Source organism: Embleya sp. NPDC050154, from assembly GCF_044460165.1.
Taxonomy (GTDB): Bacteria; Actinomycetota; Actinomycetes; order Streptomycetales; family Streptomycetaceae; genus Embleya.
The window spans coordinates 634,106-649,158 of the sequence record NZ_JBITJP010000002.1 but is presented as its reverse complement, the minus strand read 5'-3'; the positions used below and the strand labels follow the sequence as shown (position 1 = coordinate 649,158).

General features: G+C 69.7%; 12 protein-coding genes. 11 read left to right on the top strand and 1 reads right to left on the bottom strand.

Features of this window, described 5'->3' with window-relative positions; translation table 11 throughout:
• Positions 1-108 precede the first annotated feature (108 nt).
• The 5 genes from ACIBSV_RS06435 (at position 109) to ACIBSV_RS06415 (ending at position 6,505) form a co-directional block, all read left to right on the top strand.
• Positions 109-1,563: an amino acid permease gene (locus ACIBSV_RS06435; RefSeq protein WP_395859829.1), complete on the top strand. Its 1,455-nt coding sequence runs from the start codon at positions 109-111 to the stop codon at positions 1,561-1,563.
• 162 nt (positions 1,564-1,725) lie between these two features.
• On the top strand, positions 1,726-2,952 hold the full coding sequence (locus ACIBSV_RS06430) for an arginine deiminase (protein ID WP_395859828.1): 1,227 nt from the start codon (positions 1,726-1,728) through the stop codon (positions 2,950-2,952).
• Positions 2,953-3,043: 91 nt separating this feature from the next.
• Positions 3,044-4,045 (top strand): ornithine carbamoyltransferase, encoded by a 1,002-nt coding sequence (gene argF, locus ACIBSV_RS06425; RefSeq protein WP_395859827.1) that lies wholly within the window; start codon positions 3,044-3,046, stop codon positions 4,043-4,045.
• 162 nt (positions 4,046-4,207) lie between these two features.
• The gene (gene arcC, locus ACIBSV_RS06420) at positions 4,208-5,143 is read left to right on the top strand and encodes a carbamate kinase (protein WP_395859826.1); all 936 of its coding nucleotides are present in this window, start codon (positions 4,208-4,210) and stop codon (positions 5,141-5,143) included.
• Positions 5,144-5,455: 312 nt separating this feature from the next.
• A complete protein-coding gene (locus tag ACIBSV_RS06415) occupies positions 5,456-6,505 on the top strand; it encodes a hypothetical protein (RefSeq protein WP_395859825.1) in 1,050 nt (349 codons plus the stop codon).
• A 465-nt stretch (positions 6,506-6,970) separates the two neighbouring features.
• On the opposite strand, the gene ACIBSV_RS06410 is transcribed toward ACIBSV_RS06415, so the two are convergent.
• Entirely contained in the window at positions 6,971-8,275 is a 1,305-nt protein-coding gene (locus ACIBSV_RS06410; RefSeq protein WP_395859824.1) for a TerD family protein, read from the bottom strand.
• Between the two features lie 300 nt (positions 8,276-8,575).
• Here ACIBSV_RS06410 and ACIBSV_RS06405 point away from each other — a divergent pair, with 300 nt between their 5' ends.
• The 6 genes from ACIBSV_RS06405 (at position 8,576) to ACIBSV_RS06380 (ending at position 15,014) form a co-directional block, all read left to right on the top strand.
• On the top strand, positions 8,576-9,430 hold the full coding sequence (locus ACIBSV_RS06405; RefSeq protein WP_395859823.1) for an ABC transporter permease: 855 nt from the start codon (positions 8,576-8,578) through the stop codon (positions 9,428-9,430).
• Positions 9,423-10,232, top strand: coding sequence for an ABC transporter permease (locus ACIBSV_RS06400; RefSeq protein WP_395859822.1), 810 nt, complete (start codon positions 9,423-9,425; stop codon positions 10,230-10,232). The genes ACIBSV_RS06405 and ACIBSV_RS06400 overlap by 8 nt, the downstream gene beginning before the upstream one ends.
• 38 nt (positions 10,233-10,270) lie before the next feature.
• Positions 10,271-11,218 (top strand): ATP-binding cassette domain-containing protein, encoded by a 948-nt coding sequence (locus tag ACIBSV_RS06395; RefSeq protein ID WP_395859935.1) that lies wholly within the window; start codon positions 10,271-10,273, stop codon positions 11,216-11,218.
• 245 nt (positions 11,219-11,463) lie between these two features.
• Positions 11,464-11,859: a hypothetical protein gene (locus ACIBSV_RS06390; RefSeq protein ID WP_395859821.1), complete on the top strand. Its 396-nt coding sequence runs from the start codon at positions 11,464-11,466 to the stop codon at positions 11,857-11,859.
• Positions 11,860-11,885: 26 nt separating this feature from the next.
• On the top strand, positions 11,886-13,328 hold the full coding sequence (locus ACIBSV_RS06385) for a hypothetical protein (RefSeq protein ID WP_395859820.1): 1,443 nt from the start codon (positions 11,886-11,888) through the stop codon (positions 13,326-13,328).
• A 48-nt stretch (positions 13,329-13,376) separates the two neighbouring features.
• Positions 13,377-15,014: a BCCT family transporter gene (locus tag ACIBSV_RS06380; protein WP_395859819.1), complete on the top strand. Its 1,638-nt coding sequence runs from the start codon at positions 13,377-13,379 to the stop codon at positions 15,012-15,014.
• Positions 15,015-15,053: the final 39 nt, after the last annotated feature.

Genomic DNA, 15,053 nt, shown 5'->3' with positions numbered 1-15,053 from the left:
GACCTGTGTCGGAGGTGCGTGCCCGCTCCCGGGTGCAGGATCCGAACGTGGTGGAAAGCGGAGCCGAACCCGCGGCGCCGGATCGCCTCGACACACGGAGGAGCAGCGATGAGCCACGTGGTGGATCCCACGACCCCCACGTCCTCGCCGGCGGCCGCACCCGAGACCTCGTCGCAGGCGCCCGCACCCGCGGCCGGCGAGACCTCGCAGGGCACCCTCGGCCTCCCGCAGGCGACCGCACTCGTGGTCGGCGGCGTCCTGGGCACCGGGATCTTCCTGCTACCGGCCACGCTCGCCAAGTACGGCACGATCAGCATCCTCGCCCTCGGCCTGGTGACCATCGGCGCCCTGGCGATCGCGGCGATCCTCGGCGGACTCGGTGCGCGTGTCCCGGCGGCCGGCGGTCCGTACGCCTACGCCCGTGCGGCGTTCGGCGAGTTCCCCGGCTTCCTGACCGCGTGGTCGTTCTGGATCACCGCCTGGGTCGGCAACGCCGCCATCGCGGTGGCCTGGGTCGGCTACGTGAACTACTTCCTGCACTGGGACTCCACACCCGGCAAGATCGCGATCGCCCTGGTCGGCCTGTGGATCCCGGCCCTGATCAACCTGTCCGGGGTCGGGAACGCGGGCCTGTTCCAAGTCGTGACCACCGTGCTCAAGGTCGTTCCGCTGCTGTTCGTGGCCGTTGTCGGTCTGTTCTTCGTCGAGGGCGGCAACTTCGGCGAGTTCAATACGAGCGGCGAGAACTTCCTCGGCGCATTGCAGGTCTCCGCGGCGCTGGTGGTGTTCGCCTACTCGGGCATTGAGGCCGCGTCCGTGGCCGCCCGGAAGGTCGAGAACCCCGAACGCGACATCGGCAGGGCCTCGATCCACGGCACGTTCGCCTGCGCCGCCCTGTACATGCTGAGCACGATCGCGGTGATGGGGACCGTCCCGCACGCCGAACTCGTCGACTCGTCCGCACCGTTCTCCGACGCGCTGAACCACATGTTCGGCGGCGGCCCCTGGGGCGGGGTGATGGCCGCGGTTGCGATCGTCTCCGGCATCGGCGCGCTCAACGGCTGGACCCTGCTGTGCGCGGAGATGCCCTACGCGGCGGCGAAGGACGGCGTGTTCCCCCGGCGGTTCGCCGTTGTCGACCGGGCGGGTGTGCCGGTTTTCGGCGTGCTGGTCGCCGCCGTCCTGACCTCGGTCGTGGTCGCGGTGAACCACGTGTGGTCCGAGGACGCCTTCGAGACGATCCTGCTCCTGGCCACCGTCACCACCGTGATCCCCTACCTGTCCTCCGCTTCGGCGCAACTGTTCTGGCTGGTCACCCGCGAGCGTGCGGTCACTCGCGCGGCACTGGCCAAGGACCTCACCATCGCCGTCGCGGGCTTGCTGTTCGCCCTGTGGATGCTCCACGGCGCGGGCATGGACGCGGTGCTCAAGAGCCTGATCATGCTGGTGCTCGGCATCCCGGTCCATCTCCGGGTCAAGGCCGCGCGCGGCGCGTACCGCCCCGGCGACAAGGAGGCGAGCCGCGTCGAAGTCGAGGGCGCGACCCCCGCCATGCGCGAGTAGCGCGGCGCACGCGCCCAGCGCGCGTCGTACCTTTCGAAATCGGAAACATCATTCGCAGGCGCACACGGCACGAGAACCGGAAGCACCGTCGGAAGCAGAACCGGACCCGGTCCCGATGGCCGGAAGGCACACCGCAGTTCGCAACGGTCAGGAGGACCATCCATGGGGTTCCACGTCGAGTCGGAGACCGGTCGACTCAAGCAGGTGATCCTGCACCGCCCGGATCTGGAGATGAAGCGGCTGACCCCGACGAACAAGGACGAACTCCTGTTCGACGACGTCTTGTGGGTCAAGCGGGCCCGCGAGGAGCACGACGGTTTCGCGGACGCGCTGCGGGATCGGGGCATTCGTGTCCACCTGTTCACGGACCTGCTGCGCGAGACGCTCTCGGGCGAGCCGGCCGCCAAGAAGATGGTGCTGGACCGGGTCTTCGACGAACGCGAGTTCGGCCTGCTGGCGGTGGACGAGTTGCGCGGTCTGTTCGAGGGCTTCGACACCAACGAGCTGGTGCGCTACCTGGTGGGCGGGATCACCAAGCGCGAGATCCTGGAGTTGATGCAGGAACCGCACAGCGTCGCGTTCCACACGATGGACGTGGACGACTTCGTGCTCAAGCCGCTTCCCAACCACATCTTCACCCGGGACACCTCGTGCTGGGTCTACGACGGCGTCGCGGTGAACGCGATGATGATGCCCGCCCGGCGGCGCGAGACCGTGCACTTCGAGGCGATCTACAACTACCACCCGAACTTCGCCAAGGGCGACTTCAACGTGTGGAACCCGGGCCAGAGCAGCTTCCCCGCGTCGATGGAGGGCGGCGACGTGCTGGTGATCGGCAACGGCGCGGTCCTGGTCGGGATGAGCGAGCGGACCACCCCGCAGGGCGTCGAGGCGCTCGCGCGGGCGCTGTTCAAGCACGGTTCCGCGACGAAGGTGGTCGCCCTGAACATGCCGAAGAAACGCGCCTTCATGCACCTGGACACGGTGATGACGATGCTCGACGGCGAGACCTTCACCAAGTACGCGGGCATGGGCATGCTGCCGTCGTACACGATCGAGCCGGGCGAGCACGACAAGGAACTCAAGGTCACCGACCACCCGGCACACGACATGCACAAGGCGATCGCGAACGCCCTGGACCTGTCCGACATCCGGGTGCTGACCGCGACGCAGGACGTGCGCTCCGCCGAGCGCGAGCAATGGGACGACGGTTGCAACGTGCTCGCGGTCGAACCCGGGGTGGTCTTCGCCTACGAACGCAATGTCACCACGAACACCTACCTGCGCAAGAACGGCATCGAAGTGGTCACCATCCGGGGCAGCGAGCTCGGCCGCGGTCGCGGTGGGCCGCGCTGCATGAGCTGTCCGGTGGAGCGCGAGGCCGTCTAACCTGGCGGTTTGCCGATCCGACGATGCGTTGGCCGACCCGCCCGACGCGTCCACCGACCTTTCGATCCCGTACGAAGAGAAGCCTGGAGCCATGGCCTTCAACCTGCGTCACCGCAACTTCCTCAAGGAATTGGACTTCACTCCGAAGGAGTTCAACCACCTGCTCGACCTCGCCGCGGACCTGAAGGCCGCGAAGTACGCGGGCAACGAGCGCAAGCGTCTCGTCGGCAAGAACATCGCGCTGATCTTCGAGAAGACCTCCACCCGCACCCGGTGCGCGTTCGAGGTCGCCGCGTACGACCAGGGCGCGGGCGTGACCTACCTCGACCCGGGCGGCTCGCAGATCGGGCACAAGGAGTCGATGAAGGACACCGCGCGGGTGCTCGGGCGGATGTACGACGGCATCGAATACCGGGGCAGCAAGCAGGAGTACGTCGAGGAACTCGGCAAATACGCGGGCGTGCCGGTGTGGAACGGTCTGACCGACGAATGGCACCCCACGCAGATGCTCGCGGACATGCTCACCATGCGCGAGCACTCGGACAAGCCGCTGCACCAGGTCTCGTTCGCCTACCTCGGCGACGCCCGCAACAACATGGGCAACTCGCTGATGATCACTGCCGCGATGCTGGGCATGGACGTACGCATGGTCGCGCCCGAGGAGTTGTGGAACGACGCGGAGATCGTCGCCAAGGCCAAGGAGATCGCGACCGCAACCGGTGCCCGGATCACCCACACCGCCGACGTCGCGGAAGGCGTCAAGGGTGTGGACTTCCTCTACACCGACGTGTGGGTGTCGATGGGTGAGCCCAAGGAGGTGTGGGACACCCGGATCGCACAACTGAAGGCATACCAGGTCAACATGGACGTGGTGAAGGCCACCGGCAACCCCAAGGTCAAGTTCATGCACTGTCTCCCGGCGTTCCACGACCGCAACACCAAGGTCGGCCAGGACATCTTCGAGAAGACCGGCATGGAGGCGCTGGAGGTCACCGACGAGGTCTTCGAGTCGGACTTCTCGATCGTCTTCGACGAGGCCGAGAACCGCCTGCACACGATCAAGGCGGTCATGGTCGCCACACTCGGCGACTAGAGCGCGGTACGAGGAACGGCGCGGCCCGGGCACCGGACCAACCGGTACCCGGGCCGCACGTGGTTGTGGAACGCCCCATTTGCCCCGTTTATTCGCTTTGCCGCGACGAGGCGACCGGTCGACGACCGCTCGCGCTCGCCGCCCGAACCGAAGGGATCCACCATGCGCGTCGTCGTCGCCCTCGGCGGAAACGCGATGCTTCAGCGCGGGGACAAGCCCGACGCCGACATCCAGCTGCACAACATCCAAAAGGCGGTCAAATCGCTGGCCCCGCTGGCGCGCGAACACGAACTCGTGGTCACCCACGGCAACGGCCCCCAGGTCGGCGTGCTCGCCCTCCAGTCCGCCGCCGACCAATCGCTCACCCAGCCCTACCCGTTCGACGTCCTGGGCGCGATGACGCAGGGCATGATCGGCTACTGGCTGCTCCAGTCCCTCCAGAACGCGCTGCCGGGCAGGCAGGTGTGCTCGCTGATCAACCAGACCCTCGTCTCCACCGCCGACCCCGCGTTCCAGGATCCGACCAAGTTCGTCGGCCCGGTGTACGAGGAGGACGAGGCCAAGCGACTGGCCCACGAGCGCGGTTGGATCGTCAAGCCGGACGGCAAGTGGTGGCGCCGGGTGGTGCCCTCGCCCAAACCCGCACGGGTCGTGGAGACCCGACTGATCCGGCAATTGCTCGCCTCCGGGGCGGTCGCGGTGTGTGCGGGCGGCGGCGGCGTCCCGGTGGTCCGCAACGAACTCGGCCAACTCACCGGCGTCGAGGCCGTGGTGGACAAGGATCTCACCGCGGCCCTGCTGGCCGAGGCACTGGATGCGGACGCGCTGTTGCTGCTCACCGATGTCCCCCGAGTGGTCCGCGGATTCGGACAACCCGACGCGCAGGAGATCACCAACTCCACCCCCATGCAACTGCGCGCGGGGGACTTCCCGGCCGGTTCGATGGGCCCCAAGGTCGACGCGATCTGCCGCTTCGTCGAGATGACCGGCGACATGGCGGCGATCGGCGCGCTCGACCAGGCCGCGGAGATCCTCCGGGGCAACGCGGGGACGATTGTCACGCCCAGTGGCAAGTATCCGGAGACCAGTTTGTTGTGACGGCGGGTCGAGGGGTTGAGAGGGTCGAGGGGGCCGAGAGGGTTGAGAGGGCCAAATAGCCGAAGGTCAGAGGACCACAGGGTCAGAGGGGCGGAGGGTCGGAGGCGAGGGGTCGAGGGCTCGGTGTCGCGGGCCCGGTGTCGCGGGTGAGGCGGGGCCTTCGGGGGGCTGCGGGGGTGTGTCGGCGTGACGGGGGAGGCGATGCGGATCGCGGTGGACACGTGTGGGGCCCGGGTTCGCCGACGATCTTTTCGAGCGCGGATCGGTAAAGGGTCTGGTCCGATCGGCCCGTGTCCTGTGACCATGTCGAGCATGGCCGTCTCCGTGATGCCTGCCGCCGACACACTCGCTCGAACGCTGCTCGCCGCCCGAGGCGCCGAGTGGGGGGACTGGTCCGTCGAGGCCATGCAGGAGACCGCCGGACGGCTCGGCTGGGAGACTCGCCGCGTCGAGGACGGGCAGGTGGCGATCGAGACCGGCATACCCGGGCTGCAGTGCCGGGCGGACCCCGGCGAACTCGCCGAGGGCGCGCCGTGCGTGCGCTTCAGCGCCCCACTACCGGTCCGGGTGGACCCACCGCCGCCGGTGCCCGGGTTCCAAGGCCCGTCGGTGCCGGGTCAATACGCGTACGGCCCAGGTTCCGGCTCATGGGGCGCCGTGCCCTACGTCCGCGATCGAGGGCGGGAGTTGGACGCCGCGCACACCCGGCTGGGCGCGGCGCTGACCGCGACGCTGGGGCCCGCGCCGTGGCGAGGCGGGCCCGCCGCGTGGCTGCGCTGGCGATCGCGTCGGATCACGCTGCGCCTTTCTCGGGACGACGCGAACGAGGCGCTCGTCATGGAGTTGTTTCCGACGCGCGCCGGCGAGGCGTTCGAGCGGCGCGGCTTCGAGCGGGCGGGGTCCCTGGCCGAGCTGCCCTACATCTGGTGTGTCAGTCGGCCGGACATGAGCCTGGCGGAACTGTTCCTGCCGTTCGGGCCGGACCCGCGCGACTGGGCCGACTTTTGTGAGGCGTTGCCGCGCGTACTGTCCTCGCTGGTGGTGGACATGCCGCTGGTCGGGTGGGTGGAACCGGTCCTCTTGGTGCTGGGGGATGTAGCCGAACCCGCGCACACGGTCGAGATCCGGGTCGGGCAGGACCGCCTCGAACTGGGCAACGTGCCGGGCAACGGACGCCAGGTATGGCTGCGTCCCGGCACCGAACACGCGGTCGCGGCGGCCGAGTCGATCCTGGAGGCGTTCGCCTTCTGGGGCATCGACGGCGCTCGGCGGCTGCGCACTCGGGCATGGACGTCGGGCGGGTATGTCGACCTGCCCGGGATCGGAGTACGCCCGGAGGGGACACACCCGGACGACGCATGACCGGGACGAGCGGAGACCTGGGGCTCAAGGTCTGACACGCGGGCGAGGCGGGGCGGGACGGGTCCCGGGCAGGGAGCGCGGTCGCGGCGGCGGCGGAGGCGGCGTGACGGGGCGCGCACCTGCGCCTGCGACCGGTGTCCTCGTACCCGCGACCGCGGTCGCGAGCCTGCGCTCGCGACCGCGCCGGCGACCACCTGGCTGCGCGCCCGCGCCCGCTCGCGCTCGCGTGAGCGTTCGGCTGCGCGTGCGGCTGCCACCGCCACCGCCTGCGTCCTCACGGGCGATCGCGCACGCGTGGGCGCCGGCGGTCGCATGCGTACCCTCGCGACCGCCTGCGGGTACGCGCAAGCGCACCTACGGTCGCGACCACAAGGGCGCTGCGCTCGCGACCGCCGGCGCGTAGCCGCGCCCGCGCCCGCACCCGCACCCGCGATCGGGGTCGCGGTCCCGTGTTCGGTTCCCTTGTCAGTCCTTGGTGCCCGCTCGCCATTGCAGGCCCCAGCCGTAGGTCTGGTCGACCTTCTGCTGGTTGCCCTTGATGTAGCGCACCTCGCGCTGGATCGTCAGGTCCCCGCCCTGGTTCTGGACGAGCGCGATCGCGCACGAGCGCGCCGCACCGCCGGTCTCGTCGAGCCGGATCTCCAACTCGGGGCCGGTCGCCGGCGTGAGCGTCACCACCGCCTGCGCGTCGTCGAACGTCACACCCTTGTAGATGAACGCGAAGATCAGCAGGCGCTTGAAGCTGTTCTTGTGGTCGAGGTTGATGTACAGGTTCTCGCCCGCGGTGTTCGCGCCGGTCCGGTCGTCTCCGTCCAGGTACACGTACGGCGGCGCGTCCGCCGAACCGAACATGTTGCCGAGCGCCTGCACGATGCCCTTCGTGCCGTCGTTGAGCTCCCACAGGCAACACAGGTCGAGGTCGGTCGGCCCCATCAGCCGCTTGAGCATGCCGCGCCCGGGAGCTGCCTGCACCCAGTTGAGGTTCACCCGCATGCGGCTGCCGGTGATGCCCTCCTTGCTCAGTGAGACCATCGGTGAGGCCTTGGTCAGCGTCACCTTGCTCAACCGCACCGGCGGCCGGTTCGGAGTGGTCGCGGGCGCCGGCGTCGGCGCGGGGGCGGGCGGTGCGGGCGGCTGCCGTACCGGCTCGGGCTTGCGGACGTTCAGCCGAGGCGCCGGCGGAGGTGTGGGTGCCGGCGGGGGCGGCGGAGGTGCCTGCACCCGAGGGGGCGGCGGAGGCGGGGCCGTCACCGAGATGCCGAAGTCGGTCGCGAGCCCCTCCAGACCGGTCGAGTAGCCCTGCCCGATCGCGCGGAACTTCCAGGCCCCGCCCCGGCGGTACAACTCGCCCGCGAGCATCGCGGTCTCCACGGTCGCATCCGCGATGTCGAACCGGACCAGGTCCACCTCGGCCCCCGGATCGCTCACCAACAGGTGCAGATCCCGGATGCCCGCGAAGGTGCCACTGTGCGCCGACGCCGCGAGCACCACCCGATCCACACTCGCCGGAAGCGACCCCAGGTCGATCTCCAGCGCGTCCCTCGACCACGTCCCCTCGCTCTTGCCCGCGTGGCGGACCGCGCCGGAGGGATGGGTCGGCTGGTTGTAGAACACGAAGTCCGCGTCGCCCGAGACGCGACCCGACGCACCCAACAACAGCGCCGACGCGTCCAGACCGGGCGTACTCGGCCCCGGTCGCCAGACGAAGACCGCGCTTACCTTCGCGGCGGCCACCGGCGTGTTCTGTCCCTTGCCCAACTGCTGCACCATGCGCACGATCGTCACACGAGTGGGCTGATCGGTTCATCCTTTGCGGCGAAAAAATCGGGTGCCCACTCGTACGGGTCAGTAAAACCGGGGTGAAACGTACCCGCTCGTCCGCTACTCTTGCTCGCCTTGCCCGGGGTGTTGCGGGCCGGGGCCGGCGTTCGTCACGCATCAGGCTCGGCGCAACGAAACCAAGAGTGAGCATCCCCACACCTCCGACCGAGGTCACTTCGGTATGCCCGGAGTCGCGTGTCCGCTCGGCCCCGCCGACGCCGCACGCTGCCCGGGGAAAGGGATTTCACCATGTCGTTCGCTTCCGCGCGCTCACTGCGGATCGACCAACCGCCGGACCGACGGGCCCGGCTATACCGCTTCGGCGCGCTGTTCGGCGCGGGCTTCCGCCGCTGGTCCACCTACCGGCAGGCAACCCTCGCCGGACTGTTCACCAACATCGTCTTCGGTGTGATGATCTACTCGTTGCTGCGCGCCCTCGCCGACGACGGCCGCCGGCCCGGCGGCTACGACGCGGCGCAACTCGCCACCTACGTCTGGGTCGGTCAGGGCATCCTCAGCGTCGTCCACGTGTGGACCTGGAACGAACTCGCCGACCGGGTCCGCAGCGGCGACGTGACCGCCGACCTGCTGCGCCCCATCGATCCCTTCGAGGCGTTCCTGGCCGCCGACCTCGGCCGGGCCGCCTACGCGGTGCTCGCCCGGATGGTGGTACCCGTCCTCGCCGGCGCGCTGATGTTCACCCTGTACGTCCCGCAACGTCCCTACACGATTCCGCTGTTCGTGCTCTCGCTGACCCTGGGTACGGTGCTCAGCTTCGCGCTGCGCTACCTCGTCAACCTCGGCGCGTTCTGGCTGCTCGACGCGCGCGGTATCGGCGCGGTGTGGCTGCTCGCCTCGGGTGTACTCGCCGGCACCTTCTTCCCGCTGCGGTTCCTGCCCGACTGGGCCCAGGCCGTGTTGTGGTTGTGCACCCCGTTCCCCGGCCTGTTTCAGATCCCGCTCGACGTGGTGGTCGAACGTCCCGGCCCCGCACAGCAGATCGGCAGCGTCGTGCTCCAGTTGTTCTGGGTTGCGATCCTGGTGCCCGTCGTGCGGCGCGTGCAGCGGGCCGCGACCGACAAGCTGGTGATCCAGGGTGGCTGAGTCGAGCACGATCCAGGCGTACGCGCATCTGGTACGAGCCCAGATCCGCAGTCAGACCCAGTACCGCGCCTCGTTCACCATCGACGTCGCGTCCTGCGCGCTGACCACGCTCGTCGAGGCCGCCGTCGTCCTCGTGGTGTTCCGGGTGTCGCCGACGGTCGGCGGATTCGGGCTGCGTGAGGTGCTCGTGATGTCCGCGCTCGCGGTCTTCGCGTTCGACCTCGCCGACCTGCTCGTCGGCAACATCGAACGACTGTCCCTGTACGTGCGCAAGGGCATGCTCGACGCGATCCTGGTCCGTCCGTTGCGCGTACTGCCGCAACTGCTCGCCACCGACTTCGCGTTGCGCCGGATCGGTCGAGCCGCGCAGTCCTTGGTGTTGCTGGTGGCCGTACTCGTGTACGCGGACCTGCACTGGACTCCCGCGCGCGTACTGGTGCTCGTGCTGACCCCGATCGCGGGCTGTGCGCTGTTCGCCGCGGTGTTCGTACTGGGGGCCTGTGTCGCGTTCTGGTTCGTCGAATCCGGCGAGATGGCCAACGCGTTCACCTACGGCGGCAAGGAGTTCGCCCGCTACCCGGCGACGATCTACCCGGGGTTGCTGCGCCGGGTGTTCGGCTACGGGGTCGGCCTCGCGCTGGTCGGCTATCACCCCGCGCTGTTCCTGACGGGACGCGCGGATCCACTCGGCGGGCCGGACTGGCTCGCATGGTTGTCCCCGGTCGTCGCGGCGTTCGCCTGGACGATCGCGCTGCTGGTGTGGCGGACCGGGATTCGGCACTACAGGAGTACGGGATCGTGACCGCGACCGAGACCATCACCCAGACCGCGACCGAGACGATGATCGAAGTGCGGGACCTGCGCAAGGAGTTCACCGTCAGGCGCAAGATCGGCCGGGTCCGCCGGGAATCGCTCACGGTGGCCGCCGTGGACGGCGTCGCGTTGAGCGTCGCGCGCGGCGAGACGGTCGGCTACATCGGACCCAACGGCGCCGGCAAGTCGACCACCCTCAAGATGATGACCGGGATCCTGACGCCGACCTCGGGGCATGTACGGGTCTGCGGCCTGGAACCGGTGCCCCGTCGACGCCGGCTCGCCCGTCGGATCGGGGTGGTCTTCGGACAGCGCTCGCAGCTGTGGTGGGACCTGCCGCTGCGCGAGTCGTTCAGGTTGCTGAGGTTTGTCTACGCGGTGCCCGCCGTCGAGCACGAGGCCAGGCTCCGACAGTGCCGGGCGATGCTCGAACTCGACGAGTTCATGGACACACCGGTGCGTCAACTCTCGCTCGGGCAGCGGATGCGCGGCGAGATCACGGCGGCCCTCCTGCACGGTCCCGATGTGCTGTTCCTGGACGAGCCGACGATCGGACTCGACGTGGTCAGCAAGCAGTCGCTGCGCGCCTTCCTGGCCGAGATCGGCACACGCGGGGACGTCACGACCGTGCTCACGACGCACGACCTCGCCGACATCGAGCACCTGTGCCGGCGGCTGATCGTGATCGACCGCGGCCAGGTCGTGCACGACGGGACGCTGGAGGCCCTGCACGCGCGCTACGGCTCGCGCCGGCGGGTGGTGGTGGATCTGGACGAGGCGCGTGCGCTGGACGTGCGGATGCCCGGGGTCGCGATCGAGGCGGTCGAGGCGGACGGCAGGCGAGTCACCTTCGCGCTGGACGGCGTGCCTGCGGGGGAGTTGATCGCCAGGATCGCGCGCGACGGGGGCCTGCGGGACGTGTCCGTGCGGGAGCCGACGATCGAGGAGGTGGTCGCGAGGCTGTATCGGGGGTGATGGGGCGGGCTCGCGGGCGGGGGACCTCTGCGGGCGACGCGCGACGCGCGACGCGCGATGGGCGATGGCGATGGGCGTCCGGCTGCGGCCGCAAGCGGTTGCCGGTGATGCGTTGTGGTCGGCGCCGGTGTCCGTCGCCAGTGTCCGGGGCCGGTGGACGTGTTCGGCGGGCTCCCGGTTTTGAGGGATTGCCCCCTGCGGTCGTGTGCGGTCCCGGAGGAGAGTCTTCCTGAGGGGGACGGGACATGACGCACAGTCAGGACGAGGTCGTCGGTGCCGCTTTGCCGCGGTGGGCGAACGGGCGGTTTCCGTTGCCGACCGACTCGGGGCATCACTGGTACACCGCTCGCGGAGGCGTCGTCGCGGCCTTGGCCGGGGCCGCGGTGACGCTGCGGGCGGCTGAGCCCGACGCGGCGGTGGTCGGGTGGGTGGGCGACGCCGACCTGGACCAGATACGGGTACTCGCCGCCGCGTCTGCCCGTCCTCCCGCTTTGGTGGTCGTGGGGGTGGCCGGTACGGGCAAGACCAGGACCGCCGCGATGGTGATCCGCCGCGAACTCGACGCCGGCGGACGCGTGCTGGTTGTAACGCGCCTCGGCATGCGCGCTCGATGGTCGCGCCGTACGGGGCTTGGGGGTTGACCCTGGCCGGAGTTCAGGATCACCTCGTGGGGCGGCCGTTGTGGACCGGGCCCGTGCTCGATCCGGAGCTTGTGTCGGCGCTCGATCCGAACGAGGCCCATCGGCTCGGGCGCGACCTCGAACGATTGGCGCATGCGGGCGGGTTGCGTGATGCGGCTTGGCACGGCGTGCGGATCGACACGCTCGAGCAGGCCCGCTCCGTGGTCGGCGAAGTCGCCGAACTGCGCGCAAGGTGGCGCGAGATCCGGGCGGCCGCGTCCCGGGCCCGGCTCCACCCCGATCGGGCCGAGCCGCGTGATCTCGCCGAATGGACGGCGTGTCTCGCACTCGTCAAGCGAGTGCGGCAGCTCTCGATCGTGGTCGACCCGGAAGTCCTCACCGGTCCGTACTCCATTCCCCGACTGCCGGCGACCACACGCTGGTACGGACGACCCGCGGCGCGCCGATACCTGCGCGAACGTACGCGATCCCCGACCGACCGGGCCGCAATGCGGCTCACCATGACCGAGGCCCGAGCCTTGGTCCGTCTCTTCCAGGAACAGCCGGACGGGTTGCCCGAGACGGTGTTCCTGCGGGAAATGGTCCCGGCGTGGTCCGACTCGGAATGCGAACGGCAGGCGCTTGCGGGCTACGCGGAATCGCTGTTCCCGGTCCTGGGCCTGCCGGTGGACGCCGCGTTGCCCGATATCGGGGAGCGGCTCGATCGGCTCGCCGAGTCGATCTCGGCGGACGGCGTGTCCTGCGAGCGACTGGCGGACCGCTGTCGCTGGTACCGCGCCCTCGCGACCGCCGGCTTGGGACCGCTCATGGCCGACCTGACGGCGAGAGCGGTATCACCGGAGGGGGCCGCGGGCGGGTACGAGCACTTCCTGTACACCTCGCTCGCCCACACCATCACCGCCGGCGGGCCCGGCGGGGTGGTAGGCCTACAAGCGCACGCCCACCGGTATCGAACCCGAGCGTCGGCGACGGCGGTTGTCCGCCCGAGGCCGGTGTCGGGGGTGCGGGTCGGCCCGTCGGCTGCGCCGGCGGGCGCACCCGTGAGGGTGATGTCGCCGCGCGCGGTTCGGCGATTGCCCGATGACGTGCGCTTCGACCTGGTGGTGGTGGACGACGCCGGGACGGTGAGCGAACGCGACGTGATCCCCGCTCTGCTCCGTGCGGATCGTGCCGTGCTGTTCGGAGACCCGGCCGGGCCGCGACTCGGTGATCCGGACGGTCCGGTCGAGCCGGGCGATCCCGGTTCGGAAGGCGACCTGCGCTCCGCCCTCGCAGCCGTGAGCCGCTTCGTCGATCCGGTTCGGATCGGCCACCCACACCGCGCTCGACGAACGCCTCGCGTTGCCGGCGGGTCGCATTCGGCAGATCGTGGCGTTGTACCGATCCGCGACGAACGACGCGCCGGTGGTTGCGACAAAGGAGTGACGCCGGAGGTTGTTCCGGCGCGTCCCGCCCTTCCCCATCCGTGAGACCGCACCATGTCGTGTGGCGCTTGAGCGGATGAAAAGGACGACCACGTGAGCGGATCCAGCCGGGACGACGCCGCCGCGCCCCGCGTGGACCCGGTCGTCGCGGCCATCGGCTTCGCCCTCGTGCTCGCGGTCGTCCTGTGGGGCGTCCTCGCCAAGGGTTCGCTCGACACCGCGGCGTCGACCGGACTCGATTGGACGATCCGCAACTTCGGCTGGCTGTTCGTCGTCGCCGCCGACACCTTTCTCGTGCTCGCGGTCTTCATCGCCGCGTCGAAGTACGGCCGAATCCGCTTGGGCGAGGACGACGACGAGCCGGAATTCAGTACCGGCGCCTGGGTCGCGATGATGTTCAGCGCGGGCATGGGTATCGGGCTGATGTTCTACGCCGTGGCCGAACCCATCCAACACTTCGCCGCGCCACCACCGGCCTCGGGCGCGGTCGCCCAGACTCCGAGGGCGGCCGGCGCGGCGCTCGAATGGACGCTCTTCCACTGGACGTTGCATCCGTGGGCGATCTACGCGATCGCCGGCCTCGCCCTCGCCTACGCCACGTTTCGGCGTGGTCGCGGAAATCGGGTCAGCGCCGCGTTCGTACCGCTCCTGGGTCGCCACGCGGACGGTGCCGCCGGGCAGGCGATCGACCTGCTCGCCATCTTCGCGACCGTGTTCGGCTCGGCCACCAGCCTGGGACTCGGCGCCCTCCAGGTGGCCAAGGGCCTGGACCTGACCACCGACATCAAGGACACCTCGACGCTGCACGTGGTGATCATCATCGCGCTCACGGCCGCCTTCGTGGTGTCCGCCTTCAGTGGGATCCATCGCGGCGTCAAGTGGCTCAGCACCGCCAACGTGCTGCTCGCGCTGGTGCTCATGGTGTTCGTGTTCGTGGTCGGCCCGACGGTGTACGTGCTCGGGGTGCTGCCCGCCTCCGTCGGCAGCTACCTCAACGATCTGCTGACCCTGGCGACCCGTACCGGAACCTTCGGCGGGGACGCCTGGATGGGCTCGTGGACGATCTTCTACTGGGCGTGGTGGCTGTCCTGGGCCCCATTCGTGGGCACGTTCATCGCACGCATCTCGCGCGGCCGGACGGTTCGCCAGTTCGTGATCGGCGTCCTGCTGGTACCCAGCGGGGCGAGCACGATCTGGTTCGCGGTGATGGGCGGGACCGCGCTGCGCCTGCAACAGACCGGCGCGGCCGATTTGGTGACCAAGGTCGCCGACGGGCCGGAGTCGGGCCTGTTCGCGATGCTCGACGCGCTACCCCTGTACGCCGTCACCGCGACCGTGGCGATGATCCTGGTCGCGCTGTACTTCGTCACCGGGGCCGACTCGGCCTCGCTCGTGCTCGGCTCGCTGACCAGCCGCGGCTCGCTCAAACCGGCGCGCTGGCTGGTGGTGGGGTGGGGCGCGCTGATCGGCGCGGTCGCGGCGGTGCTCCTGGTCGCGGGTGGTCTCACCGCGTTGCAACAGGCGACCATCCTGGTCGCGTTGCCGTTCGTGCTGGTGATGCTGGCGCTGTGCGTGGCTCTGCTGAAGGACCTGAACAGCGACCCGATGGTCGCACCGGGACCGAGACGCATGCGGGCGCGTGGTTTGTCCGCCGCGGTGCGCGCGACCGTGGGCGACGAGGGCGAGGGCGTCGACGCGGAGGCCTTCCACCGACACCACGGCGGCATCTGAGTACGCCGATCTGATTGGATCCGTTCGGGCCGAGTCGGC

Coding starts and splice junctions, on each gene's coding strand:
- ACIBSV_RS06430 (WP_395859828.1), top strand. CDS start 1,726: ATGGGGTTCCACGTCGAGTCGGAGACCGGTCGACTCAAGCAGGTGATC.
- ACIBSV_RS06435 (WP_395859829.1), top strand. CDS start 109: ATGAGCCACGTGGTGGATCCCACGACCCCCACGTCCTCGCCGGCGGCC.
- ACIBSV_RS06405 (WP_395859823.1), top strand. CDS start 8,576: ATGTCGTTCGCTTCCGCGCGCTCACTGCGGATCGACCAACCGCCGGAC.
- arcC (WP_395859826.1), top strand. CDS start 4,208: ATGCGCGTCGTCGTCGCCCTCGGCGGAAACGCGATGCTTCAGCGCGGG.
- ACIBSV_RS06410 (WP_395859824.1), bottom strand. CDS start 8,275: ATGGTGCAGCAGTTGGGCAAGGGACAGAACACGCCGGTGGCCGCCGCG.
- ACIBSV_RS06395 (WP_395859935.1), top strand. CDS start 10,271: ATGATCGAAGTGCGGGACCTGCGCAAGGAGTTCACCGTCAGGCGCAAG.
- ACIBSV_RS06390 (WP_395859821.1), top strand. CDS start 11,464: ATGACGCACAGTCAGGACGAGGTCGTCGGTGCCGCTTTGCCGCGGTGG.
- ACIBSV_RS06415 (WP_395859825.1), top strand. CDS start 5,456: ATGGCCGTCTCCGTGATGCCTGCCGCCGACACACTCGCTCGAACGCTG.
- argF (WP_395859827.1), top strand. CDS start 3,044: ATGGCCTTCAACCTGCGTCACCGCAACTTCCTCAAGGAATTGGACTTC.